Source organism: Streptomyces sp. NBC_01320, from assembly GCF_035974375.1.
Classification (GTDB): Bacteria; Actinomycetota; Actinomycetes; order Streptomycetales; family Streptomycetaceae; genus Streptomyces; species Streptomyces yanii.
Genome location: NZ_CP108390.1, coordinates 10398961 through 10424367, shown reverse-complemented (window position 1 = coordinate 10424367; position 25407 = coordinate 10398961). Strand labels below are relative to the sequence as shown.

28 protein-coding genes and 1 pseudogene are annotated in these 25407 nt (G+C 67.8%); 16 read left to right on the top strand and 13 right to left on the bottom strand.

Going from position 1 to position 25407, the window contains the following annotated elements:
- Positions 1 to 12: 12 nt before the first annotated feature.
- Positions 13 to 951 carry a zinc-binding dehydrogenase gene (locus OG395_RS47390; RefSeq protein WP_327248452.1) on the top strand — a complete coding sequence of 313 codons (939 nt, stop codon included), beginning with the start codon at positions 13 to 15 and terminating at the stop codon, positions 949 to 951.
- Between the two features lie 304 nt (positions 952 to 1255).
- Here the strand turns inward: OG395_RS47390 and OG395_RS47385 are convergent, their stop codons facing one another.
- The 4 genes and pseudogenes from OG395_RS47385 to OG395_RS58660 all read right to left on the bottom strand — a co-directional run.
- Positions 1256 to 2677: a PepSY-associated TM helix domain-containing protein gene (locus OG395_RS47385; RefSeq protein WP_327248451.1), complete on the bottom strand. Its 1422-nt coding sequence runs from the start codon at positions 2675 to 2677 to the stop codon at positions 1256 to 1258.
- A 170-nt stretch (positions 2678 to 2847) separates the two neighbouring features.
- Positions 2848 to 3549, bottom strand: a complete 702-nt coding sequence (locus OG395_RS47380) for a hypothetical protein (RefSeq protein ID WP_327248450.1) — start codon at positions 3547 to 3549, stop codon at positions 2848 to 2850.
- A gap of 162 nt (positions 3550 to 3711) precedes the next feature.
- The gene (locus OG395_RS47375) at positions 3712 to 4149 is read right to left on the bottom strand and encodes a hypothetical protein (RefSeq protein WP_327248449.1); all 438 of its coding nucleotides are present in this window, start codon (positions 4147 to 4149) and stop codon (positions 3712 to 3714) included.
- A gap of 240 nt (positions 4150 to 4389) precedes the next feature.
- A pseudogene (locus OG395_RS58660) lies at positions 4390 to 4560 on the bottom strand (membrane dipeptidase); the annotation flags it as partial.
- A 480-nt stretch (positions 4561 to 5040) separates the two neighbouring features.
- Here OG395_RS58660 and OG395_RS47370 point away from each other — a divergent pair.
- Entirely contained in the window at positions 5041 to 6903 is a 1863-nt protein-coding gene (locus OG395_RS47370; protein ID WP_327248448.1) for a CocE/NonD family hydrolase, read from the top strand.
- A gap of 151 nt (positions 6904 to 7054) precedes the next feature.
- On the opposite strand, the gene OG395_RS47365 is transcribed toward OG395_RS47370, so the two are convergent.
- From OG395_RS47365 to OG395_RS47340, 5 genes are all read right to left on the bottom strand, one after another.
- Complete coding sequence (locus OG395_RS47365; protein ID WP_327248447.1) at positions 7055 to 8839, bottom strand: transposase; 1785 nt, start codon at positions 8837 to 8839, stop codon at positions 7055 to 7057.
- A 136-nt stretch (positions 8840 to 8975) separates the two neighbouring features.
- The gene (locus tag OG395_RS47360; protein WP_442818688.1) at positions 8976 to 9332 is read right to left on the bottom strand and encodes a GntR family transcriptional regulator; all 357 of its coding nucleotides are present in this window, start codon (positions 9330 to 9332) and stop codon (positions 8976 to 8978) included.
- Entirely contained in the window at positions 9301 to 9564 is a 264-nt protein-coding gene (locus OG395_RS47350; protein ID WP_327248446.1) for a hypothetical protein, read from the bottom strand. The genes OG395_RS47360 and OG395_RS47350 overlap by 32 nt, the downstream gene beginning before the upstream one ends.
- Before the next feature lie 225 nt (positions 9565 to 9789).
- On the bottom strand, positions 9790 to 10272 hold the full coding sequence (locus OG395_RS47345; protein WP_327248445.1) for a hypothetical protein: 483 nt from the start codon (positions 10270 to 10272) through the stop codon (positions 9790 to 9792).
- A 205-nt stretch (positions 10273 to 10477) separates the two neighbouring features.
- On the bottom strand, positions 10478 to 10930 hold the full coding sequence (locus OG395_RS47340) for a VOC family protein (protein WP_327248444.1): 453 nt from the start codon (positions 10928 to 10930) through the stop codon (positions 10478 to 10480).
- A 769-nt stretch (positions 10931 to 11699) separates the two neighbouring features.
- Between OG395_RS47340 and OG395_RS47335 the strand changes: the two genes are divergently transcribed.
- Positions 11700 to 13067 carry an ISL3 family transposase gene (locus tag OG395_RS47335; protein ID WP_327248443.1) on the top strand — a complete coding sequence of 456 codons (1368 nt, stop codon included), beginning with the start codon at positions 11700 to 11702 and terminating at the stop codon, positions 13065 to 13067.
- Between the two features lie 114 nt (positions 13068 to 13181).
- On the opposite strand, the gene OG395_RS47330 is transcribed toward OG395_RS47335, so the two are convergent.
- Positions 13182 to 13925: a hypothetical protein gene (locus OG395_RS47330; protein WP_327248442.1), complete on the bottom strand. Its 744-nt coding sequence runs from the start codon at positions 13923 to 13925 to the stop codon at positions 13182 to 13184.
- The gene (locus tag OG395_RS47325) at positions 13925 to 14179 is read right to left on the bottom strand and encodes a hypothetical protein (protein ID WP_327248441.1); all 255 of its coding nucleotides are present in this window, start codon (positions 14177 to 14179) and stop codon (positions 13925 to 13927) included. Before OG395_RS47325 ends, OG395_RS47330 begins: the two co-directional genes overlap by 1 nt.
- 218 nt (positions 14180 to 14397) lie before the next feature.
- Between OG395_RS47325 and OG395_RS47320 the strand changes: the two genes are divergently transcribed.
- From OG395_RS47320 to OG395_RS58655, 11 genes are all read left to right on the top strand, one after another.
- Entirely contained in the window at positions 14398 to 14574 is a 177-nt protein-coding gene (locus OG395_RS47320) for a metal-sensitive transcriptional regulator (RefSeq protein ID WP_327248440.1), read from the top strand.
- 379 nt (positions 14575 to 14953) lie between these two features.
- Positions 14954 to 15091, top strand: coding sequence for a hypothetical protein (locus tag OG395_RS47315; RefSeq protein WP_327248439.1), 138 nt, complete (start codon positions 14954 to 14956; stop codon positions 15089 to 15091).
- Between the two features lie 543 nt (positions 15092 to 15634).
- A complete protein-coding gene (locus OG395_RS47310; protein WP_327248438.1) occupies positions 15635 to 17575 on the top strand; it encodes an ABC transporter ATP-binding protein in 1941 nt (646 codons plus the stop codon).
- Positions 17572 to 18147 (top strand): class I SAM-dependent methyltransferase, encoded by a 576-nt coding sequence (locus OG395_RS47305; RefSeq protein ID WP_327248437.1) that lies wholly within the window; start codon positions 17572 to 17574, stop codon positions 18145 to 18147. The genes OG395_RS47310 and OG395_RS47305 overlap by 4 nt, the downstream gene beginning before the upstream one ends.
- A gap of 38 nt (positions 18148 to 18185) precedes the next feature.
- Entirely contained in the window at positions 18186 to 19394 is a 1209-nt protein-coding gene (locus OG395_RS47300; protein ID WP_327248436.1) for a bifunctional class I SAM-dependent methyltransferase/NUDIX hydrolase, read from the top strand.
- The gene (locus OG395_RS47295; protein ID WP_327248435.1) at positions 19391 to 19888 is read left to right on the top strand and encodes a hypothetical protein; all 498 of its coding nucleotides are present in this window, start codon (positions 19391 to 19393) and stop codon (positions 19886 to 19888) included. Before OG395_RS47300 ends, OG395_RS47295 begins: the two co-directional genes overlap by 4 nt.
- Positions 19889 to 20329: 441 nt before the next feature.
- The gene (locus OG395_RS47290; protein WP_327248434.1) at positions 20330 to 20452 is read left to right on the top strand and encodes a hypothetical protein; all 123 of its coding nucleotides are present in this window, start codon (positions 20330 to 20332) and stop codon (positions 20450 to 20452) included.
- Positions 20449 to 20631, top strand: a complete 183-nt coding sequence (locus tag OG395_RS47285; protein WP_327248433.1) for a hypothetical protein — start codon at positions 20449 to 20451, stop codon at positions 20629 to 20631. Before OG395_RS47290 ends, OG395_RS47285 begins: the two co-directional genes overlap by 4 nt.
- A gap of 113 nt (positions 20632 to 20744) precedes the next feature.
- Positions 20745 to 21218, top strand: coding sequence for a hypothetical protein (locus OG395_RS47280; protein WP_327248432.1), 474 nt, complete (start codon positions 20745 to 20747; stop codon positions 21216 to 21218).
- Between the two features lie 264 nt (positions 21219 to 21482).
- Positions 21483 to 21836: a VOC family protein gene (locus OG395_RS47275; protein ID WP_327248431.1), complete on the top strand. Its 354-nt coding sequence runs from the start codon at positions 21483 to 21485 to the stop codon at positions 21834 to 21836.
- 118 nt (positions 21837 to 21954) lie between these two features.
- Positions 21955 to 22173 (top strand): hypothetical protein, encoded by a 219-nt coding sequence (locus OG395_RS58655; protein ID WP_442818687.1) that lies wholly within the window; start codon positions 21955 to 21957, stop codon positions 22171 to 22173.
- 27 nt (positions 22174 to 22200) lie between these two features.
- Here the strand turns inward: OG395_RS58655 and OG395_RS47265 are convergent, their stop codons facing one another.
- Positions 22201 to 22983 carry an IS630 family transposase gene (locus tag OG395_RS47265; protein ID WP_327243833.1) on the bottom strand — a complete coding sequence of 261 codons (783 nt, stop codon included), beginning with the start codon at positions 22981 to 22983 and terminating at the stop codon, positions 22201 to 22203.
- The gene (locus OG395_RS47260; RefSeq protein WP_327242201.1) at positions 22872 to 23342 is read right to left on the bottom strand and encodes a helix-turn-helix domain-containing protein; all 471 of its coding nucleotides are present in this window, start codon (positions 23340 to 23342) and stop codon (positions 22872 to 22874) included. The genes OG395_RS47265 and OG395_RS47260 overlap by 112 nt, the downstream gene beginning before the upstream one ends.
- A 125-nt stretch (positions 23343 to 23467) precedes the next feature.
- Here OG395_RS47260 and OG395_RS47255 point away from each other — a divergent pair, with 125 nt between their 5' ends.
- Positions 23468 to 24004: an SMI1/KNR4 family protein gene (locus tag OG395_RS47255; protein ID WP_327248430.1), complete on the top strand. Its 537-nt coding sequence runs from the start codon at positions 23468 to 23470 to the stop codon at positions 24002 to 24004.
- 66 nt (positions 24005 to 24070) lie between these two features.
- Entirely contained in the window at positions 24071 to 25249 is a 1179-nt protein-coding gene (locus OG395_RS47250; RefSeq protein WP_442818686.1) for an IS701 family transposase, read from the top strand.
- The last annotated feature ends 158 nt before the right edge of the window (positions 25250 to 25407 follow it).

Genomic DNA, 25407 nt, shown 5'->3' with positions numbered 1-25407 from the left:
TTGGGAGCACGCATGGAAGCCTGGCAGTTCGCCGAGGTCGGAAAGCCGTTGAGCCGCAATGAGGTCGCGGAGCCGACCGCGCGCTCCGGCGAGATTGTCATCGCCGTGAAGGCGGCGGGCCTCTGTCACAGCGACGTCGGTTTCCTCGACGGCACGCTGACGCCCCTGCTGCCGTACCGTCCCATCACCCTCGGCCATGAGATCGCCGGTGTCGTCGCGGATGTCGGTGCGGGCGTCACCCGGTTCGCCGTCGGCGACCGGGTCGCCGTGCCCGCCGCGATCGAAGGTCCCGGCACCTCGTCCGACGGCGGCTTCCAGCCCAAGGTCGCCGTCCGCGAGGACCTGGTGATCGCGCTGCCGGACACCATCGCCTGGGACCAGGCCGCCGCGGCCACCGACGCGGGGCTCACCTCGTACCACGCCGTCGTCGTCCAGGGGCAGGTCACCGCCGGCAGCAAGGTCGGCATCATCGGTATCGGCGGGCTCGGCTCGATCGGTGCGCAGGTGGCGCTCGCGCTCGGCGCCGAGGTCTACGTGGCCGAGAAGAACGAGAAGGTGCACGACTACGCCCGTGAGCTGGGCGTGAAGGACGTGGCCACGGACATCAAGGCGTTCGCCGACCAGGGGCTCGACGTCGTCGTCGACTTCGCCGGATACGGCACCACCACCGCGGGCGCCGTGGAGGTCGTCCGGCGCGACGGCCGCGTGGTCCAGGTGGGGCTCGGCGTCGCGGAGGGCACCATAAACCTCCAGACACTCACCCTCAACCAGGTCGTCCTGCTCGGCTCCCAGGCCGGCACGCCCGAGGACTGCCTGGCGGTCATCGGCCTCATCGCCGATGGCAAGGTGAGCTCGCGCATCACCCGGATCGGCTTCGACGAGATCGGCGAGGGCGTCGAGCGGCTCGAGCGCGGCGAAGTGGTGGGGCGACTCGTCGCCATCTACGACTGAGCCGATCGGGCCCGCCCACGGAGGCTGTGGCGGGGCGGGCAGGACCGAAAGACCCCTCCCACCCCGTCTGATCGACACCGGCTCAGTCGCGGCGTCGGATCGGATCGCTGCCGTCCCAGATGCGGGCCGCTTCGGCGATCGGCTCGGAGTACGCGGCGGCGCAGGGCGGTGGGGCGCGGCGAGCGCTTCGTAGGTGGCGTTCCAGGCGTGCAGCGTCTGCACCACAGCGGTTGCACCAGGCGGGACTCCGGGGCGGACGACCGGTAGGGCGGCGCACCGGACGCGCGCGCCGCCCTGTCAGCCGTCAGGCGGCCGGCGTGTACGTGCGCTTCCCGCGTCGGTATGCGATCTCACCCAGCACGATGTCCACGGCGAGGAAGGCGGCCAGCGGGATGCCGAGCAGTGGCACGAAGTAGCCCAGCACCGCGATCGTCGCCAAGAGCGGGACGAGCAGGTACGGCGAAACGTGCTGCCAGGCCCCGCGGGACAGCGGACGGCCGAAGGCGGAGCCGCGGCCGCGCTGCCACCACATGCGGTAGCCCAGCACGATCAGCAGGATCAGGCAGAGGGCGAGGGCGGCCAGCGCGATCTGGTTGACGATGCCGAACAGCACGCCCGTGTGGGCGTCGATGCCCCATCGGGTCAGCTTGGCGAGCAGCGGGTAGTCGTCGAACCGCAGCACGTCGGTGACCTCGCCGGTCGCCGGATCGACCGCGACCGAGTCCTGCTTCTCGGGCCAGCCGCGCTGGATCTGCTTCACGACGTACGCGGTTGAGGCGTCGGCGGGCGGGACGATCTCCACCGGGTTCGACAGGCCCTCGGAGCGGGCGGCCTTCAGTACGACGTCGAGGCCGACGTCCGTGCCCGTCGCGCCCTCGGTGCCGCCCGCCGTTCCGCCGCCGTGCTCGGCGTGCTCGCCCCCGGCGGCGACGCCGGCAGCCACCGTGGGCGTCGCCTGACCGAGCAAAGTCCGCAGGTCGTCGATATTGGCCCCGGCGTAGGTCGACCAGGTCAGTCCCGTGGCCGACAGGAAGAACAGACCCGCCGCGGCCCATACGCCCACCGAGCCGTGGACGGTGAGTGTGCGCCGGCGGCCGCTCGTACCGCGCACCTTGCGCTGGGCCCGACGCCTCCCGAACCACAGCACCAGGCCACCACCCGCGATCACCCACAGCCAACTGGCGGCGAATTCGCTGTACATGCGGCCCGGCTCGCCCAGGTGCAGATCGCGGTGAAGGTCGTCGATCCAGGTGCGCAGCGGCAGCGCACCGGTGGAGCCGTACTGCTCCAGCGCCCCACGGACCTCGCCTGTGTACGGGTTCACGAAGACAGCGAGCGTGTGGTCGGCCTCGATGCCCTTCACACCGGAGAGCAGCACGCGCATTGTCGCGCCGTCCTCCGGTGAAGGTCTGACCGCACTGATGGTGCCCTCGGGATGTGCTTTGCGGGCCGCGGCCACCTGCTGCGAGATCGGCAACTCGCTCTTGCCGACGGGGACGCGCAGTTCGTGCGCGTACACGATCTTCTCGGCCTGGAACGAGCAGGCGTACAGGAATCCCGTCGCGGCGGCGACGAGCAGGAACGGCGCGACGAGCACACCCGCGTAGAAGTGCAGGCGCAGTACAAGCGGACGCAACGACGCCCAGGCGGACCGGTCCCCGGAGGTCTGTGCCTCCGTGACCTCCTGGCTGTCTCCGGACGTGCGGGATTGCGATGTGACGGACATGGTCTGATCTCCTGAATCCGAAGGCGGTCATCCGGGGTGCGGACGACGGCACACGAGGGCGCGACGATCCGCGATCCGGAGAACGGGGAAGCGGCCATGGCACCCGTGCGGGCGCACGGCCGGGGCCCGAGGCGCGGCGAAGGCCGGCTGCCTCGGGATGCCGGCTGTCGTCAGGCGACAGCGGTCCCCGGAGGTGGCCCCCGAGAGGTGATCGCGTGAACGAGGAGGAGCAGCGGCGACCGGTCCGTGGTGCGGCGGCGTACGCGGAGGCGCGAACGGTGCGGCGGCACGGGCAGGGCGAGCAACAGCCGCAGCGGCGCGGCCAGCCATCCGGCCACGACCCGCAGGATGCGGAACGCGGCGCGCTCGCCGTAGGCGAGCCACAGGCCGCACAGCAGCGCGGCCAGCAGGTGGGCGGTGAGCATGCCCAAGGACGACGAGCCGCCCATCGCGTGCCCTGCGTGATCCATGTGACTCATGCTCATGTGGCCCATGCCCATGGAGTCCATGTGCATCGAGCCCGTATCCGTGGTCATGGAGCCCATGCCATGCCCCGTGGAGAGCACATCCATGGAAGCCATGCCCCCGGAGGCCGAGCCGCTCGCCGATCCCGCAGCCGCCGACTGCGCGAACGAGAACGCCGAATGCAGGGCCGTCTGGGCGGCGACTACGACGGACACGATCAGCGGAAGCCCGCGCTCACGTCCCGCAAGGCACCAGCCCCCGGCGCCGGTCACGGTCACGCCGGCGGCCATGGCCCACGCGGACACGGTGTTTCCGGACATCATGACGTGACCCAGAGCGGCGAGCAGCACACAGACGGCCGCGAACACCGCGGCCCGAACCGTGCGAGCAGACCACCCAGCAGTCATGGCGCCTCATCCTCACAGGACATCGGTGCTCTTGCATGGATACGCACATCGCCCCGGCACCGCACTCAACCCGACGCACGTGATCCAGAACACAGCAGCGCACAGGAACCTACCCAAGCGCTGGATGAGTACACACCCGAGCGAGGACGGTCCCGCCGAGACCTATCGATCTCGGAAGCGTTGATGACCGCCCAGGCCCGCTCGGCGATCCGGTTGCGTTGGTCTCGGGCGTATTCGATTCGTTCCTGCTGGGTCAGCGCAGTGCCATGAGTTCGTCGATATCTGTACGCAGCTGGAGGTAGCGCCGCTCGGCGTGCCCTCGGCGATCGGCCGGTAGTGCGCCAGTGTGTTGATCTTCTCCGAGGTTAGGACGCGGCGCAGGAAGTCCAGGCGCCGGTTGCGGCTGGGCGGCTCGATCGCCTCGGTCTCGAATTCGTAGGTGACCTGTTCGGTGACGGCCAGCGAGACGGTCACCGTGACCTCTTCGTCGTCCTCGCCCACGTGCTCCGCCTGCTCGGGCTCCGGCCGACGGACGTTGAGCAGGCTGCTGGAGGAAAGCAGGAACGGGCCGGGCCCGCTGGGTGCCGCGTCGATGTGCACGGTGGCGGCGTCAGTCTCGGTGTCTTGGCTGGTGTCCAGGACGCTGAGGTCGGCGCCGCCGACGACGGGGATCTGATCGCCGGCCTTTCAGCTCGCCCGCACAGGCTGTGGGTTCGCCGGCGAAGGAGTGGTCAAGGCAGTTGGTGCCGTGTTGCATCGCGGTGGCCATGAAGCGCGGCCAGGCCACCTAAACCTGGCCGCGCTACGAGCCTGTCACCTGCACCGCCTTTCACCGCAGTTCTATCGCTGGGCGGCAAAGGCGTCGTCGGCGGCGGCGAGTACGCGCAGGATGTTGTCGGATGCGAGAGCGCGCAGCTCAGCGAGCGTCCAGCCACGTGTGGCGAGTTCGTCGAACAGGGCCGGGTAGCGGGAGACGTCGGCGAATTCGGGCGGCAGTGCGGGCGTGCCGTCGTAGTCGCCGCCTCTTGTTCCTCGCCGACTTCAACAACCGCGAGCTTCCAAGAGGCACTTCCTTCATGCGCGCACGGCGGCCAGCTCACCCGATCCAGGACCATGTCCGATCATGAACGACCACACGATCGGAAAGACAACGGCTTGCGAAATGCTCAGGCAGCCCAGGGAGTTTCTGCTCGACCCTGCCCTCGGACGCGCCCTGGCTCCGTCGCTTTACGCGCTCCCGTGAGCCGCCGTGACCAGCCCCGGTCGGGACATCTGCGACCACACCAGCAACACGTCGCTCACACTGCCCTGTTGACGCGTGCCAGTGATCACCATAGGCTGCCTCGCCGTCGGCTCCGGCACGCACCCGGAATCCAGATTCCGTCCGTCTGCGCGCGGCCGCCCCTCGTCGAGCCGTCGACGGCGGGTCAGGGGTCGCTGCCCGACAGCACCACCTGCACCGCCCCGTACCGACAACTCCGGGAGCAGCAAGTGAGAAGACGTCGCGCGGCCGCCTGGGCCGCATCAGCCGTCATCACCACCTTCGCATTGACCGGCACGCTCGCCGGACCCGCCGCCGCAGCGCCCGGCGCGACATCCGGGTCTGCCACCACAGCGCAGGCCCCGTCGGAGGTGGTGGCCACCGCGACCGACCCCGTCACGCACGAGGAGAACGCCCGCGTCCCGGAGGGCTCGCTCTGGACGCAGCACTACTTCCCTTCCTCGGACGGCAGCGGGGTCGAGCTGCACGCCGACGTGCTGCGCCCGGCAGACCTGCCGGGCGATGCGAAGACGCCGGTGATCCTGTCGGTGGGCCCGTACTTCTCCCACGCGGGGGAGACTTCTCCCGCAGGGTGGGACCGGGTCGGGCCATCGGCGCGCTTTCAGGATTTCATCGACGGCGCGCGGCTCATGGAGCGTGGATACACCTTCGTGATGGTGGACCTGCGCGGCTTCGGCGGCAGCACCGGGTGCCTGGACTTTCTCGGCCCGGGGGAGCAGGCTGACATCAAGGCGGCCGTCGAGTGGGCAGCGAGCCGGCCGTGGTCGACTGGCAAGGTCGGCATGTACGGCAAGTCGTACGACGCCAACACCGGACTGGCGGCCAATACCCTCAAGCTCAAGCCTCTGCGGGCGATCGTTTCCCAAGAACCGACGTGGAACAGGTACAACTACCTGTACAGCAACGGGGTGCCGCGTTCCAACGTGACCAGCACCCCGCGGAGTTACTACTCGATCGCGACGATGGCGACGCTGGCCGATGACAGCGACCACTACAAGGCGAACGCGGGGTACGAGAAGAACCACCCCGAGTGCGAGAGTGACAATCTCACCAACACCCAGAACCCCGACCCGAAGTCGTCGTTCTGGCGTGCCCGCGATTTTGCCTCTCGCGCCGCCGGATCCCAGACGCCGTTGTTCGTCACGTCGGGCTTCATCGAGGACAACACCAAGCCCGAGGAGATGCAGAAGTACCTGGCCAACCATCAGGGTCCGCAACGCGGCTGGATCGGCCAGTGGGAACACGTGCGCGGTAACGAGACCAATGCCAGGGGCCAGCTCAAGATGGGACGGGCGGGCTGGTTCGACGAGGTGATGCGGTTCTACGACCAGTACCTCCGCGGCATTGAACCGTCGGTGACCGACCCGGCGTTCTCCCTCGAGGACAGCCTCGGCCACTGGCGCGCCGAGCCGACCTGGCCGGTGACCAACGACTCGTACAAGGTGCGGCTGGCTCCCGGGCAGTACGTCGACGACGGGGGCAAGGCTCAGAAGGCCGCCTTGTCGATGACGGCGCCGGAGTCTCAGGGCTGGGACATCGAGTACTCGCCGGAGGTCGACTCGCTGACGACTGACCAGACGAGTGCGATCAGTGCCGACGCACCCGCCAACAGTTACTGGACCTGGTCCACGCCCGCCGCTGAGCAGGTGCGGATCACGGGTAGCCCGGAGATCACGCTGAAGACCAGGGGTCAGGGCAACGTCTGGGCACGGCTGTGGGACGTCGCTCCGGACGGCAAGGCGACGATGTTCAACGAGAACGTCGCACTGCTGGAAAGCAGCGGATCAACCTCCTTCGCTCTGAAGGCGACGGACTGGACCTTCGAGCAAGGGCACCAACTGGGGGTCCAGATCGGAACCATCACCTCAAACGGCTGGCGGAGCATTCCCTCGGGTGAGATGATCACGGTTTCCGACGCGCGGCTCGCCCTCGAGGTGCAGGACCCGCGGTTCGACTCGCCGACCCAGGGTGACCGCTCGCCGTACCTGGACACGTACGTGAGGGCGAACACCACCACGCTGAAAAACGTCGGCACCCCCACCTTCCCGCTGAGCATCTCAAAGAACGGATGACCTAGCGGCTGCCCGGCACTCGCATATGCGGGTGCCGGGCAGCGTGGCGTATCGCGTGCCGACGGTGATCAAGGTTCAGGCTGAACGACTCATGACGCTGAGGTCTGCCGAAAAACAGTACCTGCCCGACCCTGGTGGTCATTCGGCTTGGTCAAGCGGCGAGGCGTAATTCGAGTCGGGCGAGGTGGCTTGTTCGGGTGCGGTCGAGAGGGTGGCCGTTCCACCAGGCGTCGAGTCGGATCAGGTTCAGTGCGACGGCGCTGTAGACGTGTTCGAGGTGGGTCTTTGCCAGGCCGCGGTAGCGGGCCTGGTGCAGGTCGGTGACGGCGACTGCCTGTCGGATGGTGCCCTCGACGCCGGCGCGTAGGACGTATTCGGTGTTCCAGTCCTTGGTCTGCTGCCGCGCGCGAGCGTGCCGTAGGGCCTCGGTCATCTGCGGTGGGTGCAGGGACAGTTGGCGGCGGTTGCTCTTCGCGGTCGTGCACTGCTGTTTGAAGGGGCAGGGGATGCAGTCCAGGGCGGCGAAGGACACGACGGTCTTGGTTACCCCGTTTTGGATGTTCGGGGTCCAGGCGGTGCTGGTGTTGCCTGTGGGGCAGACAGCCTGATGGTTCTCCCAGTCGATGGTGAAGTCGTGAGCGGCGAAACCCTCCTTGGCCTTGGCCTGGCGGGAGGTGTCCAGCAGGACCGGGGTGATCAGGGCGACGCCGTAGCGGGCCGCGGAGCCGGTGATCAGTTCGGCGCTGGGGTAGCCGGAATCGATGTAATGCTCATCGGGGAGCAGGCCACGACGCTGCTGGGACTGGTGGATGCCTTCCAGGGCTTTGCTGTCGGGCAGCGTCGAGGCGGTGGTGGCGACATTGGTGATCACATTGGGCCGCCTCGGCGCCCGATCGGGCTTCGGCCTGCGCGGGGTCTTGGCTGCGGCCTTCGCCGTCGGCGGCACGTGCTCGGTGCGGCCGGCATCGTCGGCCGCGGTGGCGCAGGTCTCACTGATGTGGACCTTGTACCCGTTCCAGAAGGCGTCGCGTTTGGCGCTCCAGCGTGTGTCGGTGTCGTAGGGGGAGGCCAGGCGGGTACTGCCGGGCGGGAGTCCGTCACCGTCTTCGGTGTTCTTCTCCCGCCGCTTGACCACCTCCCGCCCGTTCCTCGCGGTGGTGCGGGTGTAGTTCTGCAGCAGCACGATCCGCAGGACCTGGGCTGCGGGCAGTTCCCGCAGCCACCCTGGCTGTTCGGGTGCGTAGACCGCGCCGAGCAGGGCAAAGCCGTCGCGGGCGTAGTCGATCGCGAGGGCGTCCTGCTTGGTCTTGGAGGCCGGCATCTTCCAGGAGTCGACCCGGCGTCCGTAGCGCCGCGACCAGCCGGGCACGTCGATGACCTGGGCCAGCCAGTCGGGAGCCGCCGCCGCCAGCGTCTCCACCAGTGCGCGGACCGACTCGCCCACCAACTCCAGCCGGTTCAGGTCCCGCACTGCCGCGACCACCGAGGTGGAATCGGTGCGCTGCTTGCCCCCGGCCTCCACCAGGCCCATCTCCTTGAGCCTGGCCAGCAGCAGGTCGAGCACCTTCTCTTCCAGGTGGTGGGCGACCACCCGCGAGCGGAACTCGGACAGCACCGTGTGGTCGAACCCGGTGTCCGCCAAGTCCAGCCCCAGCGCGTATGCCCAGGACAAGCGGTCCCGCACCGCCTCGGCCGCCTGCCGGTCCGTGAGGTTCTCCGCCATCTGGAACACCGTCACCAACGACAGCCGCCCCGGTGACCAGCCCGACGGACCTGTCACCCCGAACGCGGACGCGAACTCCACGTCGGCGAACAACTCCCCGAACCGGTCACGCACCGCCACCGGCAGCGGCATCTCCCGCCCGTGAAACCTGGCCCGTACCGCCCTGGCGACCTCCGCCGTCGGCTCAGGCCACGGCTGCGGCACCATCGTCATCCCGGCCCCACCCCCGCGACCGGAGGCAGGAAGAAACCGGCCGCACCACGATCATCTCGCAGACAGACAGCCCAACAGCACACTCAGCGAATGACCACCAGGGTCCTGCCCTTGCCGATAACCTCATCCGTGCACGTCAAGCGACATGTTGGTACTCGTGGAGGATGCCGCCCAGGCGTTCACGCCTCCGTATGCCGAGGTCGGCGATCTGACCTGGATCGTCGATCGCCGCGGGCAAGGGCTGTAGCGGACGGGCGTTCGCGATGCCCTGGTGGGGTCGGTGGCAGTTGTAGAACCGCTCGAACTCGCGCAGGGCATGGCGGAGATGGCGCTGGTTCCAGATCAAGGTGCGATCCAGGAGTTCGCGGCGGCGGGTCTGCACCCATTGGGCTGCGAGCTGGGTTTCCGAGGGGAGGCGTTCGCCGGCCTTGAGGTTGCCCGTCGAGATTTGGGTTCGCAGGTCAGCGGCGATGGTGTGACGGCGGGAAGGCACGGCGTGAGTCACCGCCTCTCAGCATTCGCAGGGCGATGAGCCGGGTCCGGGAGCGCATCGTCAGCAACTCACCCGATTCGAAGAGGAGGCGTTTGGCGCCGCCGGGGAGTTGGAAGAGGTCGGCCACGCGGCACGGCGTGCCGCCGATCTGGATGACGTCTCCGAGTTGCACGGTGGCCGAGGTGATCTCGATGTTGGAGGCAAGGGCACCGCTGGGTGCCCATCCCCTCACTGGGGTACCTCCCTCGGAGTCCTGCGGTCGTCGACCGGATGACAGGCGCACTCGCACGCTTGACCAGTCAGATCACCCGCCTGAAGAGGCGGCACCGAGAAGAAGTACCGGCTCTGCGAGACGCGCTCGAACAAGCTCACGGCGAGAACCTGGACCTCCGCCGTGAACTCGACCGTCGCGGTCGCGACACGACCAGACCTCAGGAGCAGGGGCCCTGCTGACAGATCAGTCCGCGCGTTCCAGCCCGAGGGCACTACCCACCGGGGTCGCCCGCCACATCGCGCTGACCTGCGGAAGCGATTCGATGAGCGTGGCGATCTGGGCCAGCGCTGCGGCCCGTTCAGGACCGATGGGATCGAAGTCAAAGCCCATGCTGTTGGTCCAGGCCATATCGCCCAGGTCGGCCCAGGCCGGAGCGTCGGCGAAGAACAGCTCGAGTTCTACGTTCCAGTGCTGCGGCTGCCAGAACTCGTCATCCTGGTCACCCTCGTCGCTCACCGCGAGCTGCCTGGTGAAGGCCAGTGCGGGGCGGTCATCATTCCAACTCCACCGGCCCCACTGCACGATGAACCCGTCGCCGTCGTCCTCTGCAGGCTCAATCCCATCGATCTGCTCCTGGACGAACTCCTGGAACGCAGACCAGGCCCGCGCAACGTCGTCGACCGCATCCGGGTCAAGTCCATGACGTCGAAGGATCAGCGCGAACATCTCAGGACTGTTCCTCCAGTGCGTGACCACGCCGGATGCTAACCGATCACCGCCAGCGCCAGGACGGCACCAAGCAACAGACCACCAGAAGGCCGCGATAACGCGCCGCGCTCGAGGTCGTTACAGCCGTCGCAACATCATCCCGAACTGGGAAGTAGCTATCAAAGAATCTTCGAACTCCGGATAGCGAGCGGTCCGAGCAGGATCACGTTCTCGCGGGCGTGCAGGAAGTCGAGCTGTCCGAGGTGCTCGACGGATCCATCCACATGACCTGCCAGCCGTGGCCGTCGAGGTCGAAGAAGCTGCGTGAGTACATGAAGCCGTGGTCTTCGGGGCCATCCGCCTCGGAGCCGCCCGCGGCGAGCGCAGCCTCAGCGACCCTGTCAACCTCATCGCGGGCTGACACGCTGAAGCAGTAGAGCGCCAGCGTGTGCGTGGTGGGATCGGCCATCGGCAGCTTCGCGAACTGCGCGAACGTCTCGTGGCTGAGCAGCATGACGGAGGCTTGCTCGCCGACCAGCATGCAGGCGGCGGTCTCGTCGGTGAACATCGGGTTGTAGCTGAACCCGAGCCGCGCGAAGAACGCCTTGCTGCGCTCGATGTCCGCCACGGGGATGTTCACGAACAGCATGCGACCGGCGTGTGCGGGAGTGGTCATGATGGGTCTCCAGTCCGAGGTTCGATGATGTACGACGGGGTAGACCAGCCCAGCCTGCGGAACTCATCGGTGGATTTCGGAACTCGCATCGAGCGACAGGCCGAAGCCGCGGGGAACAGCTATCAAGGCCTGCCGTCGATTCGGACGATGGCGCCACCTCCGAGTGTCCGCGCCCGTCCCGGCCCCAGCACAATCACCCTGCCGCCTCGGCTGCTCCAGTCGCAGACAGCGAACCCCGTGGGGCCCTCGTGTGAGTTACGACTTTCTCCGTTGATTCAAGGCGGCTCGCTCCGCTCACCGCGCGCAGGCCCGGCCCCCGGCCGGGCCTGCGCTCCAGTCTCCGCCCCGTTCCAGCCCGGCCGGTGCCCACGCCGCGCTCACAGCAATCAGTCACCTGATGCCAGAGAAGGTCCGTCGTGGCTGGCAGGGTCGGCTCCACGGCAGCCACTCTGGCGCGATCCACGAAGATCACGGCCTCAACGCCGCTCCTTACCCAGCAGGTCTACAGACTGCCGGACGCGCCGCAAACTTACGGCCCTGCTCCCTCGCCAAAATCGGCTCTGACGACGATCTTGTGATCCGGCCCGTGACACCAGGGCCTCCTATGACGATGTCAGGCGTGCGGTTCGCGGAGTCTTGAGGCGCTTCTTCCCCATTTGGCCGATGTCGTCGTCGAGTTCGTTCAGCATTCAGTGGACCAGATCGTCCTGCACACCCACGCGCGAGCGGCCAGGGCGAGGTATCCGCACTGTTCCAGGGCGTCTGGCGGGTGCACGGCCGATACTTCCGGCGCTTGGCGGACGCGGCGATCGGGGACAGGGCCGTGGTCGTCGAGCTGCTTGTGCGCCGTTTCCGCTGCCTTAACGGCGCCTGCACAGCGGTGACGTTCGCCGAGCAGATCGAGGGGCTGACCACGCCTCACGCTCGCAAGACCCCGCTGCTGCGGTCGGTGCCTCCGTCCATCGCCTGCATGCTCGCCGGCCGACCTGGTGCCCGTCTCGCCGCACTGCTGGGCATCCGGGTCGCCAAGGACACCCTGCTGCACCTGCTCCGCACTATGCCCGACCGGCGGGTGGGCCCGGTACGGGTGCTGGGCGTGGACAACTTCGCACTAAGCAAGGACGACTTGTACGCCACCATTCTGGTGGATCTGGAGGCTCGCCGGCCCGTCGACGTGTTGCCAGGTCGGGACGCCGAGCCCTTGGCCGCGTGGCCGGCCGGGCACCCGGAGGTGGAGATCATCTGCCGGGACCGGGCCGGTGCTTACACCAAGGGCGCCCGAACCGGCGCCCCGCAGGCCGTGCAGGTTGCCGACGGCTGGCGCCTGTGGCGGAACCTCGCCGAGGACGTGGCGAAGACCGTCGGCTCGCACCACACCTGCATCCGTTCCGCGTTCGCGACGAGCCCAACCACCGAGCTGGAGATGGCCGGCGGCAGGACTCAGCCCTTCGACCCTCCCGATGGGACGCGTGACTGCCTCGGCCGCCCGCGGCGCCTGGTCGCCCGCACCCGGGAACGCTACGCGGCGGTGCAGGAACGGCTGGCCCAGGGCAAGTCCCTGACCGCGATCGGCCGGGATCTGCGGCTGGATCACTCCACCGTCCGCCGCTTCGCCCGCGCCGCCATCATCGACGAGCTACTGGTCAAGGCGGTCAACCGGCAGTCCATCCTCGACAAGTACAAGCCCTACCTGCACCAACGGTGGAACGAGGGATGTCACGACATCCCCCGGCTCCACCGTGAACTCCGGGGGCTCGGCTTCCCCGGCGACATCCGGACCGTCCGCCGCTACCTGCGGTCATCGAAGGAGCATGACCTTCCAATGACACCCCGGCCCCCTCCGCGCCTCCGTCGGGTGGTCCGCTGGATCATGACGAACCCTGGCCGTCTCCCCACCGGCGACGCCCAGGAGCTCAAGGAGATCCGGGCTGCGTGCCCACACCTGGACGCTGCGGCCGGACACGTCCGCGACTTCGCCTCTGTGCTCCACAACCGACGCGACGACCTGCTGCCCGACTGGATGGACCGCGTCCTCGCCGACGACCTACCAGCTCTGCACTCCCTGGTCACCGGTCACGTCGGGACCAGGACGCAGTCGTCGCCGGCCTGTCCAGCTCCTGGAGTTCGAGCCAGGTAGAGAGCCACGTGACGCGAATCAAGCTGATCAAACGGAAGGGCTACGGCCGCGCCATGCTCGACCTGCCCCGCAAACGGATCCTTCTCGCGACCTGACTGGGCCCGGTCCGGTCGATCACAGGCGAGTGTCAGGTTGCTCCGACCAGCCGGGTGGCGCCGTCCAGATTTGCAGGGTCGGCTGGGATCTCTGCCACAGGTCAGCCCACGTACGACAGAGGTGGACCAGCACCTGATGATCAGCCCACCACTGTGAGGTGTGCCCAGAGGCTTTCTCTACAAGCCGCAACGTCGGCCGCTGGGAGCGGAGCTCAGACAGATGTTGATCGACCTCGTCGCCGTGGACACGCTCGACGAGAGTGAAGTGCCCTGCGGCGGCGAGGAGCGCATCGCACTCAATGAAGTGGTCCAGGGAAGGGAATGCTCGAACCTCGTCCGTCCCCCAGCCGATCATCACGGTGCCGTCGGGTAGGACTGAAGCGCCCGTGCCGCTGGCCGTGGTCGGGTGGATCGCGTAGAGGAATTCGACCCGCTCGTCACCGGGGTCCGGGTCCAGAACAGGTGCGAAGAAGATTCGCTCGCCCCAGTAGGGGCTTTGGTAGCTCAGCCCCGTGTAGCGGTCCTGGAGGCGTCGAAGCGAGGCGATCACATGGCCGTCGTGCGAGCCGAAGACCCCGTCGAGACGGGTTCGGCACTCCGCATCATTCATGCCGCGGTCTGCATCGATCACCTCGGCGTGCTCGCGCAGGAACTTGAGTGCGCACTGAGTCAGTGAGGCTGGGTGATCCAACACGTTCGGCATGCCGTCTATCTTGCACGTGCCTGCCTCAGGGACAGGGACGGCACCCGCCGGCTCCACCATCAGGCAGGCCCGGTCACGAACGGTGAGTCCTGCCGCCCGAATCCGTTGAACCCCGGGTTGAATCCGTAGCTGACCGGCCCCTGGCCCAGTCGGCTGCGGCAGGTGAAGGACGCCAGGCGCACCACTCGCCTGAGTCCGGCGCCAGGCAGGACCACAGGCGCAACGCCGAGGAAGACGCGGTGGACCCGGTCTGCGGCATGCACCTGGACCCAGCCATCGCCCCCGAACGGCGCGACACCGAAATCGGTAGCCACTTCTTCTACTCCGCGCAGTACGCAGCCAGATTCGGCACCACCCCGGACCAGCTAACCCCACGCCGGCGGTAGGCGGGACACTTGAGGGAAGAGCAGATGACCACGATCCCTGACCGCCCCAGACGCCGGACTCGGCACGGAGCGCCGCCCTGCACGGAGCGCCGCCCTGCACGGCTACGCCGCACAAGGTCGAGGGCCAGGTACGTGGGATCACCCGCATGGTCGACGATCGGTACTGCATCGACATCCTCACCCAGATCTGCACCGTCAACCGATCCCTGCAAGAAGTCGTACTCGGCCTCCTCCACAACCGCGTACGGCACTGCGTCACTGACACCGCCCGCGCCGACAAGGCCCAGCGCGAGGCCAAGCTCGACGAACTCGCCTCGCTCTAAGCCGCATACTTCGCCTGTGATCGCTCCTCAGACTGGTGAGGTCGCATGTTGAGGTGTCACGCATTCACGGCTGAAGCCCATAGCTCAATGACGCTGAGTGAGCAGTCAGGGGGCGACCTGATCACCGCCATCGACAAGCACACGGGCCAGGTGCCCAGCGTCGCCAGCATCCATCGCGCACCGCACTCCTGGCCGTGGGGCCGCTGGCCCTCCCCGCCAGGCCGAACATCACTGGTCGTCGGAGCGGCGCGGTGCTGTCCTGGGTAGGGAAGACGGCGTGGGCGAGGCGGCAGGTCCACGGATGCTGGCGCGCAACGCTTCGTCCGCCAGGGCGGTCCGACCGCGGCCGCTCCGTAGCAAAGCGGAGGAGACCGATGCCATGCTGCATCGCCGCACGGTCGGTGACGTGATGGCCGGGGAGGTCGTCACCCTCCGCCCCAACACGCCGTTCCAGGAGGTCGCCGCGCTGCTGGACGCGAACGACATCGTCGCGGCAGGTCGGTCTGCCGGGTCCTGAAGCCAACGTCGGAGGAGATCAGAGCGGCCCTCCTCCGACGTTGGAACTGACGGCCTCGCGCATAGGGCAGCTCCCCAGTTCGCCCCACCTCGCAACGTGGCCGTTTCGGCCAAGTCGAGCATTCGGCAGACGCCTCCAGTGCAGGCCCTCCACAGTCGAGGCCGTGCTGTTGAAGGGCTTCAGTCCGTCCGGAATCGAGCACGTTCGAACCTCCCGTCGCGTCGTTAGACCATGCGCTGCCGAGCGCCCCAGGTGTAGCACTCCCCCTTCAGGAAGGACCCGGGTGCCTGTGACTGACACCACGCCTGTAAACGCGAAGACACCGTCCTCTCCACCGCCGCCCCCTATCGACGGTTGGCGACCGTGGCACCACCGCAGTTTCCGCCTGCTCCTGGCCAGCCGGCGCGCGGGGCTATCCGCCAGTGCGATCAACGCCGTGGCGGTGCCCATCTGCACGCTCTCCGAGCGGCGCCTCAAGCGCTCCGTGATCGTCCCGGACGGCACCCCCGCAGCCGGCCTTGCTTCCGCGGAAGGAAACCGGCCTTGACGGAGACCACAAGCAAGCTGCACGACGAGCACGGCGAAGACGACGATGCCTCCACTACGCCCCTCATCGAGGAGACCCTGACGTTCGACCACCCGGGCGGGGACAGCCTGGAACTCGCCGACCTGCTGACCGGACGCAGCATGGCCCGCCGTCTCCCCTCCCTGATTCGGCGGACCTCCTCCCTGGCATGGGAAGTCGCCCCCCGGGCATTCGCGGTCTTGCTCGCCTGCCAAATCGTCTCCGGAGTGGCGGGGGCACTCGGCCTGTTCGCCACCACCCAGGCGTTCTCCGCGCTCATCGCGACGGCTCACGACACGAGTCGACTGAGCGGGGCGATCCCGGCCGTGTCCGTTCTTGCCGGGACGGCCGGCCTGCGGGCGCTGCTCGGCATCACGATCCAGGCCCTGTCCAACCGGCTGTCCCCGCGGATCTGCCGTGAGGCGGAGTTCCGGATGCTGGAGGCAGCCACCAATGCCGAGCAGGCTGCCTACGATCACCCGGGGTTCAATGACCGTTTTGATGCAGCCGAGCGGGGCGTCGACGTCAGCCGCGACATGATCGGCCAGTCCCAGAACTACGTCTCCTCCCTCGCCACCCTCCTCGGGGCAGCCGTGGTACTGGCCAGCCTGTATCCCCTCCTGCTTCCACTGCTCGTGCTGGCCGCCGTACCGCAGGTCATCGCCGGCATCCGGGGCGAACGCATCACTTACCTGGCGACGGTCGCCACCCACAAGGACCGTCGTGTGATGTACATGCTCCGCTGGCACCTGATCGCGAAGGACCAGTCCGACCAGGTCCGCACCGACACCCTGGCCCCCTACCTCCTGAAGAAGTACCGGGCGAGCGCGGAGCGTGTGGAGGCCACCAGCAACGCCGCCACCTGGAGGCGAGCCAAGGTCACTCTCGTGGGCGCCGCTGCGACCGGGCTCGGGTCGGCGGTCGTCTGGGGCGCGGTCCTCCTGCTGCTGGGATCCGGACGGATCTCCGCCGCGGCAGCCGGCACCGCCGTGTTCGCCCTGCGCTCCGCCGCCACCGGGCTGCAAGGGCTCGTCGGATACGGCCGGGACCTGCTCCGCACCGGGCTGTACCTCGACGACTGGGAGCGCTTCGTCAACGAGGCAGCCGGTCAGCGCCTGGACCGTGGCACCCTCGCACCTGGCCGGCCCAAGCACATCGCTCTTCGCCAGGTCACCTTCCGCTACCCGGAAGCCGCACAGGACACCCTGCACGCCGTCGACTTCGACGTCCGCCAGGGCGAGATCGTGGCCGTGATCGGAGAGAACGGGTCCGGCAAGAGCACCCTGATGAAGCTGCTGTCCGGGCTCAACCTGGCCACCAGCGGCACCGTCACCTGGGACGGCATCAGCACCGCCGACCTGGCCCCGCACGCGATGTGGCGGCAGACCTCGGTGGTCCCGCAGGACTTCGCCCGCTGGCCCATGACCGCACGCGAGAACATCACCCTTGGCCAACCGCGGCCGGAGGGGGACCGGGCCGTCCTCCGCGCAGCCGAGGCCAGCGGCGCCGACGACGTCCTCACCACCCTCCGGTCCGGACTGAACACCCTGCTGGCCCGGGAGTGGTGGGGCGGGGTGGCACTCTCCCCAGGTCAATGGCAGCGCATCGCGGTGGCCCGAGCAGCACACCGCGACGCGGGCCTGCTCGTCATGGACGAGCCCACAAGCGACCTCGACCCCAGAGCCGAGCACCGCATCTTCACCGGACTTCGCGACCTGGCCGGCGACCGAGCTGTCGTCTTAGTTACCCACAACCTCGCCAATACCTCCGTCGCCGACCGCGTCGTGGTGATGGACGAGGGTCGTATCGTGCAGAACGGCACCTTCCACGAGCTGATCAACCAGCCCGGCCTCATGCAGGACCTGTGGCGCCTGCAACAGGATCGCGATGCCTACCGGCCCAAAGGAGGACGCACATGATCCCGTCCCCGCGTGCCTACTGGGAGCCGCTGTGGTCAAACGGACGCCGCTACCGTCAGCTCGTCACTGCCGAGACCGAACTGCTGGCCGAGCACCTCGGCCCCGGCAACGGGCGCCCGGCGCTCGACATCGGCAGCGGCGACGGTGCCCTCGCCCGTCACCTCCACCACCAGCTCGGCTACCGCACCACCGGCATCGACTGCGCCCCCAGCGCCGTCGCCCTCGCCGCCGCCCAAGGCACCGCCTCTGGCACCAACCCGACCTGGCGATGCACGGACATCACCACCGACGACCTCGACACCTTGCCGGACCCGGCGTACGCAGCCATCACCTGCCGCCTGGTCTACCGGTGGATGGAAGACAAGCCCTTCTTCCTCGACCGTGTGCGCCAGCTGCTGGCACCCGGCGGTTGCTTCTGGGTCGTCACCGAGATCGCGGGCCGACGCGAGGACACTGACCGCCTCAAGGGCCTCGGGATCACCGCCGCCGAAGCCGAGACCCTCACCGCCGGCTGGTCAGTCGTTCGAATCGCCGACCTCGACGTACTCCGCTGCTACGCACTGCGGCCCTGAAGGCCGCCAGCAACTACCCACCGACATCAGAGAGCCCAGTGAATGCATCCCCGGCGAACGAACAGAGCTGGACCATTTACGGCCAAAGGCAACTCGACTACGGCTACACACCGCCTGTTCCGGAGCGGATCGACTGGGGATTTTGGCCCGCTGTCGGCCCCGGCGCCGAGGTCCTCGGCTCCATCGACGGCAAGCGAGTGCTCGACGTCGGATCCGGGCCCGGCCACCACGCCGTTCACCTGGCCCGAGCACACGGTGCCCTCGTGGACGGGATCGACCTGTCACCCACCCAGCACCAACGCGCTCTGCAGGCTCACGGCACCGAACCCGGAGTTCGCTTCGTATGCGCGGACGTCGTCCAGCACCTGCGCCATACCGATCCCTACGACGCCGCCTACGGCATCCGCACCTTCGGTTGCATCGACCCACACCATCTGCTCCCGGCCCTTCGGGACGGCCTCGCCGAGACGGCGCCCCTCGTATTCTCCGCCCTACATACCGACGGTGAGGGACGAGGACCCTCCAGCACGGTGGCTCCGCGCGAGCAGGCCATCCGCCTCCGGGACGAGGAACCCATCCCCACACAGATGTGGGTGCTCACACCCCAGCTGTGGGAGGACCTGCTCACCGATCACGGCTTCACCGTCGAGGCGGTGGACCTCTTGCGCGCGCCGGAGGACGATAACCCTGGCGTGATCCAGCTCATCCGAGCCAGGCGCCAGCCGCGCAGACAGCCGCCCCGCGCCTCCAGCCGACCCCGTACGAACCGGCCGCCGGCCCCGCACGCGGCCGTCGGTGTCGGTGCGATCCTCCTCAGCGAGCAGGAAGTGCTTCTGGGGCGCCATCGGCGCGGCACCCTCGAACTGCCCGGCGGAACCGTCGAGGCCGGCGAGTCCTTCGAAGGTGCGGTAATCCGCGAACTCGGCGAGGAGACCGGACTGATTGCCTGCCTTGACGACGTCAGGCTCCTGGGAACGCTCGTCGACCACGTCGGCGGCGTCGTGCGGGTCACGGTGGGCGCCCTGGTGCATGCCTGGCAGGGCCAGCCAACCACGCAGCCGCACGAAAGCGTCGGCGACTGGGCCTGGTATCCCCTGGATCAGCTGCCCGACGGGCTGTTCGTGTGCAGCGCGCAGATCCTCGCCGCTTGGCAACCCGACCTACCCATCGACCACACCCCGGCACACTTCACGCCCTTCGCCTACGGCACACCTCACTCCACGCCCCCGGTGGACGGCCTCACGTGACAGACGCCGCCGATTCGCACCTGTGGCAACACCGCGACTTCCGCCTCTACTGGACAGGCCAGGCCAGTGACGTCCTGGGCTCCCCGCTCAGCTCGAAGGCCATCCCCCTGGTCGCGGTCGTGAGCCTGCACGCCAAGACGTGGCAGGCCACCATCCTTGCGGCCGTGCAGGAGACGCGGCCCCTGCTGTTCTCGCTGCCCGCCGACGCCTGGTGCGACCGCGTCCGCAAACGGCCCCTGATGATGGCGACAAGTCTGGTTTGCACGGCAGCAGTGGGGGCAATTCCGCTGGCTGCCGCTTGCGGCAGGCTGACCCTGATGCAGCTGTGGGTGGCGGCCCTCGTGGTCGGCTTCTGCCACGTCGTGGGCATGGCGGCCAGCCTCTCGTACACTCCCCACCTCCTGCCGCCGCACCGGCTCCTGAGGCCAACGCCAAACTGGCCAGCGCCAACACACTGGCCGACATCGGCGGCCCCGCCCTCGCCGACGCAGTGATCGGCGTGATCGGCGCCGCCCGCGCGGTCGCCGCCGATGCGGTCTCCTACCTCGTCACCGCCTGGTGCACCCTGCCCATTCGCATCCCCGAGGCCGCCCCAGGCCCGCGCGCCGAAAGACCGAGCCTACGAAGCGAGATCCGGGCCGGCCTCGCCTACACCTGGCGGCACCCCCTCATCGGCCCACTCGTGACCACGAACGCGATCACCTCCACCGTCCTCGCCGGCACCAACGCGACACGGGCCCGGATTGCCGCCGACCTTCTCCTTCCTGATCCTTGTCGGGGCAGTGCCCGGCCGTCAGGTGACAGCCGCGAGGGCAGTGATCCGCTGCCAGCAGGTGGTAAACGCTTCCACCCAGGGTCGGGTCGCGTCGACGTGCAGCCATCGACGTCGGACGCGGTCGGTGAGGCGGGCAGGCAGGTGGTAGAGGCGGAAGCGCATGGTGTCCGGCTCGGCGTCGGCCAGGACGGTGCACACCCTGCACGCCGCGCACCGCACCCTGGTGATGCAGGTCTTCGGCGCCCCGCTGCGCGCCGGCGCGCTGCTACCGTCCCGGCCATGACGGAGCTGTTCACCGACACCGGCATGCAGCGCATCGCCGCGGTCACCGAAGGCGACGGACAGGACCCCGCACAGTCGCTGCTGCGCATAGTGCGCGAACGGCTGGACGCCGAGGAGCTCGAGGAAGCGCTCGTCGGCGCGCACTTCACCGTTGTCGCCCGCGCGGCTGCCGACTGCTGACTTGCCTTTCGATGCGGAGCAGTTGGCCCGTGTGACCGGTTCGGCCGCGAAGCAATGTTCCGCTACCTTCCTATCCGGCGGCTGGGCTACGGGGAGGCGCGACGGGCGGCTACATGACGGGCAGCTTCAAGATGACCGAGGAGTTCGCCTCGGCGATGGTGACAGTCATCCCCATCATCCTGCTGCTGGGCTGGGCCGAGGTCCACAAGCTCTCGACCACGTACGTCGCCAAGAAGGCACCCCCGCTCGACCGTGAGATCAGAGCGGCCATGTACCGGATCCTGAGCCAGGAGGCCGGCAGCCAAGCCGATGCCGACACTTCATCCGGCCAGGCGGCTGAGAACCGGAAGCCTCCTGGGCAAGCAAAGATCTTTGAGGGTCTCTTCGCCGTTGTCTGGGGCGTTTTGGCCGTCCTCCATGTTCTGGCAGAGCTGTACCTCGTTCGCTGGCTCGCCACCACCGAACGAGCTCCCTCCCCCGGCATGGCCCGCAACGTGACCATGATCGCTGGTGCCGGATTCGTCATGCTGCTGGTGGGCGCTTTCGTCCCTCCCCTGTTGCTCCTCTACATGTCCACTGCTCTATGACTGGTCTCATCGATTCCGTTGCTCAGCAGGTTCCTCAAGCCCTTCATCGGACCGACAGCCAGAGTGCAGCTCATGTGCGAGGCTTCTCGTGGAGAAGGGGACGCTGCAACTGCGGAGCCGACGAACGGCCCCCGCGACACCTCTGCGGACCCGGTGCCGTCACGGGGCTCCAGCTGACGAGTTCCCCCTCGATTGAGATGGGGTGTGAATCGGGCGATGGTGTGGTGCCAGCCCGCCCGATCGCCGTCCTGGCAAGATGGCGACATGGAACGTGTGCTTGGAATCGGTGGATACTTCATGCGGGCCGCCGACCCGGCGGCCGTGAGCGCGTGGTATCGCGATTGCCTGGGCCTTGACGCCGATGAGAACGGCCTGTGGCGTCAGGGAGCCGGGCTGACGGTGTTCGCGACGTTCGAGTCCGAGACCGACTACTTCGGGTCCCGCGCCCAGCAAACCATGCTCAACTTCCGGGTTCGCGACCTGGATGCGATGCTCGCGCAATTGCGCGCCAAGGGCGCGGACGTGGCCAAAGAAACGCAGGACATGGAGGGTGTCGGTCGATTCGGCTGGGTCACCGATCCTGAGGGCAATCGGGTCGAGCTGTGGCAGCCCGCCTGACCGCGTAAGTCACAGGTCGATCCCGTGAGGGCATACAGGGGCCCGGATGCCGACGGGGGATGCGGTAACCGGGCCTGTTTTCGCCGGCGCCCGCACTCCGCCGGTACGATCCCACCCCGTGGCAATCGAGCTGAGTGTCGAATTGATGGAGCTGGAGCGCGCGGCCTGGGCCGAGCAGCAGGAGTACCGGCTGACGGTGGAGACCGCCGAGGTGTTCACCAGCAACACCGAACGCGCCCACGCACTGGCGCCGTGGCTGACCTTCTACAACACTCGACGCCGACACACCGCGCTCGCAGGTCAGTCCCCGATCAGCCGACTGTCACCAAAGTCATGACCGATTACACCTAGTAGACCGTCGCAGCTAATTTTTGGGATAGAGGTGGCGCAGTTTGATGCGTGCGTCGTGGGTGGTGAACTGCCAGTCGACCTGACGTTGGTCGGTGTTGGTGGCGTTCTGCCAGGCTGAGAGTTCGGTGTTGAGGTTGTCGAGGTTGCTGATCCGGCGGTCGAGGCATTGCCGGGTCAGCGCGGAGAGTTCGATCTCGGCGATGTTGAGCCATGACCCGTGTTTGGGCGTGTGGTGGATCTCGAGGCGTTGGGCCAGGGCGAAGGCCTCTTCTGGTTCGAATGCCTCGTACAGTGAGGCGATGCCGTGGGTGTTGAGGTTGTCCATCACCAGCACCACGGCCTTGGCGTCGGGGTAGTCCACGCTCAGTAACTGTTTGACCTGGCCGGCCCAGTCGATCCGGGTCCGCTGGGACAGTGCCTGGACTCGACGCCATCCGCGCAGGGGTTCGGCCCACACGAAGATTGAGCACGTGCCGCGGCGGATGTACTCGCTGTCCTGGCAGGCGTCGTGACCAGGGCGGGCCGGGAGCGGGTCGCGGGCATGGTCGAGGAGTTGGTAGGGCTTCTCGTCCATGCACACCACGGGACGTGCCGGATCGTAGGGCCGGGCATAGACGGCCAGCACGTCTTCCATCCGGGCCGCGAACTCCGCGTTCGCTCGTGGTGGGATGGTCCAGCACTTTCTCAGGTGAGGACGCAGTTCCGTTTTTTTAAGACCCGCCCGATGGTGGAGTGGTCCAGGTCGGGGATGTCCTCGACCAGCGCGACGTGCTTCTCCAGCAGCCGCAGCGACCACCGGGTATAGCCCTGGGGTGGTTGTGAGCACGCCATCGCGATCAGCCGGGCTTCGACCTCACCGGTCACCGGCGAGGGCACCGGCGGGAGGTCGCGCTTCTTCCGAGCAATCGTGGCGTGCACATCGCCACCGGTCTCGGTGAAACGCTTGGCGACCAGCCGCAACGTCTCACCGGAGACGCCGAGCCGGGCCGCGATCACCTCCTTGGTGTCCACCTCACCCACCGAGCTGTCCAGCGCAAGCAGCACCCGCGCACGCATGATCATCGAGGCTCCACGAACACCTGTCGTGGTCACCCGGACCAGATCCTCACGATCCTGCGCGGTCAAACTGACCGGCCGCTTCTTCTGCGAACCCATGACAACAGTCCTATCTGGCAAAGGGGAAGGAATCTGCCAGACACCAACCTCCCAGTCAGGTGCACCATAACTAAGCGGCGACACGCTACTAGCCAGCTCCCCCACGGACGCACAAAGATCGCTCAGTGCCTGATGACGAACTGTTCGAAGCCGTCCGCGCTCGCGTGAAGGCGGGACGGCCCACCGACTCGACCTCAACATTAACGACGCCCGAACCAGCCTCGCTGGACACGGTCGAGGACGCGGAGCGCACTATCGGCTTCCCGCTGCCGCCACTGCTCCGTCGTCTCTACCTGGAGATCGCCGACGGCGGCGTCGGCCCATCCCGCGGCTTCTCGCCTCTGAACGACGAAGAGCTGGCCATGGTCAACGGCTATCTCGACTACCTGAACGCCGAGCTGGCCCCAGAGGATCCGCCCGCCCCTCCACCAGGCGTGCTGTTCTTCTGCGACTTCGGCGGCATCATGTGGGCGCTGCTCGACTGCCGCCATCCCGAGGGCCAGATGTGGTGGTGGGATCAAGGCGACCGCCACAAACTCGACCTGACCTTCCCCCAGTGGATGCAGGCATGGCTCGACGGGCACCTCACCCACAAATACATGGAGGCAAGGAAGCTGCAGGACGAATCCTGGGTCGGACCGTGGACCAACGAACAGCCCTAGTACTGCAACCGCATCTGCCGTGACAGGTGCTGGACTGGCTCGTTGTTCCGACTGTGCGATGAATCGTTGACGGTTGATCAGGTCGATTCGTGGTCCGAGGGGATAGCCGGGTTCCATGCCCGGTTCGCCCACCGTTTCGGCAGGTCGGAGCCCCGCGAGCGGGCGTCGGACTACCTGAACGGGCTGCTCGCGCCGCTTGAGAAGAAGAACGGGTGGACGCTGTCGGAGCAGGTCGGGCAGTTGCGCCCCGACGGCGTCCAGCGCCTGCTCAACCACTCCGACTGGGACGAGAACGCCGTCCGCGACGATGTGCGGGACTTCGTCGTGGAGACCATCGGCACCCAGGACGCGGTGCTGATCGGTGACGACACCGGCTTCCTGAAGAAGGGCACCAAGTCCGCCGGCGTCCAGCGGCAATACACCGGCACAGCCGGCCGCACGGAGAACAGCCAGGTCGGAACATTCCTGGCCTACGCCTCCGCCAGGGGGCGGGCGTTGATCGACCGCGAGCTCTACATCCCCGTCTCCTGGACCGATGACCGTGACCGCTGCCGCGCGGCCGGGATCGACGACGAGGTCCCCTTCGCGACCAAGAACGAGCACTTCAAGTGGATGCTGCAACGCGCCATCGATGCGGGTGTCCCGTTCGCGTGGGTCACCGCTGACGAGGCATACGGGCAGGTCAAGCACCTGCGCGTGTGGCTGGAGGAACGTCGGGTCGCGCACGTGCTGGCCACGAAGGTCAACGACACCGTGATCACCGCGCGCGGAGCGGACGCGCGGGTGGACCAGCTGGTCGCCGTGCTGCCCCGCCAGCGGTGGAAACGGATCTCCGGCGGGGCCGGCGCGCACGGTGAGCGGATCTACGACTGGGCGCGTGTCGCGATCCGCCCGTACTGGGAGAACGGCTTCGGGCACTGGGTACTGGCCCGACGCAGCGTCAGCGACCCGAGCGAGATCGCCTACTACGTCTGCTACGGCCCGGTCGCCTCCCGACTGAAAGACCTGGTCAAAGTGGCTGCCGCGAGGTGGGCCGTGGAGGAGTGCTTCCAGACCGCGAAGGGAAAGTGCGGTCTGGACCACTACCAGGTACGGCTCTACCGGGCCTGGTACCGCCACATCACCCTGGCCATGGCCGCCCTCGCCTACCTGACCGCCATCCGCGCCGCAGAAGCCGCAAAAGGGGCACTCTCGACGACGAGCAAGACCTCATACCCCTCAGCGTCCCGGAGATCCGCCGGTTGATGGGCCGCATCGCCGTCACACGCCACTGCCACACCAACGAACACCATCTGCACTGGTCACGCTTCCGACGACGCAGCCAGGCCCGAGCCCGCCGCTCCCACTACAAACGCCGAGGCCACATCCTCCAGATGCGGTTGCAGTACTAGTGGTGGTTTGGT

Bases quoted from the DNA above. Each gene is read 5' to 3' on its own strand.
- OG395_RS47320 (WP_327248440.1), top strand. From the start codon at position 14,398: ATGGTCGACGATCGGTACTGCATCGACATCCTCACCCAGATCTGCACC.
- OG395_RS47380 (WP_327248450.1), bottom strand. From the start codon at position 3,549: ATGACTGCTGGGTGGTCTGCTCGCACGGTTCGGGCCGCGGTGTTCGCG.
- OG395_RS47275 (WP_327248431.1), top strand. From the start codon at position 21,483: ATGGAACGTGTGCTTGGAATCGGTGGATACTTCATGCGGGCCGCCGAC.
- OG395_RS47285 (WP_327248433.1), top strand. From the start codon at position 20,449: ATGACGGAGCTGTTCACCGACACCGGCATGCAGCGCATCGCCGCGGTC.
- OG395_RS47340 (WP_327248444.1), bottom strand. From the start codon at position 10,930: ATGACCACTCCCGCACACGCCGGTCGCATGCTGTTCGTGAACATCCCC.
- OG395_RS47260 (WP_327242201.1), bottom strand. From the start codon at position 23,342: ATGGGTTCGCAGAAGAAGCGGCCGGTCAGTTTGACCGCGCAGGATCGT.
- OG395_RS47330 (WP_327248442.1), bottom strand. From the start codon at position 13,925: ATGGTGGAGCCGGCGGGTGCCGTCCCTGTCCCTGAGGCAGGCACGTGC.
- OG395_RS47305 (WP_327248437.1), top strand. From the start codon at position 17,572: ATGATCCCGTCCCCGCGTGCCTACTGGGAGCCGCTGTGGTCAAACGGA.
- OG395_RS47280 (WP_327248432.1), top strand. From the start codon at position 20,745: ATGACGGGCAGCTTCAAGATGACCGAGGAGTTCGCCTCGGCGATGGTG.
- OG395_RS47345 (WP_327248445.1), bottom strand. From the start codon at position 10,272: ATGTTCGCGCTGATCCTTCGACGTCATGGACTTGACCCGGATGCGGTC.
- OG395_RS47365 (WP_327248447.1), bottom strand. From the start codon at position 8,839: ATGACGATGGTGCCGCAGCCGTGGCCTGAGCCGACGGCGGAGGTCGCC.
- OG395_RS47390 (WP_327248452.1), top strand. From the start codon at position 13: ATGGAAGCCTGGCAGTTCGCCGAGGTCGGAAAGCCGTTGAGCCGCAAT.
- OG395_RS47315 (WP_327248439.1), top strand. From the start codon at position 14,954: ATGCTGCATCGCCGCACGGTCGGTGACGTGATGGCCGGGGAGGTCGTC.
- OG395_RS47385 (WP_327248451.1), bottom strand. From the start codon at position 2,677: ATGTCCGTCACATCGCAATCCCGCACGTCCGGAGACAGCCAGGAGGTC.
- OG395_RS47290 (WP_327248434.1), top strand. From the start codon at position 20,330: ATGGTGTCCGGCTCGGCGTCGGCCAGGACGGTGCACACCCTGCACGCC.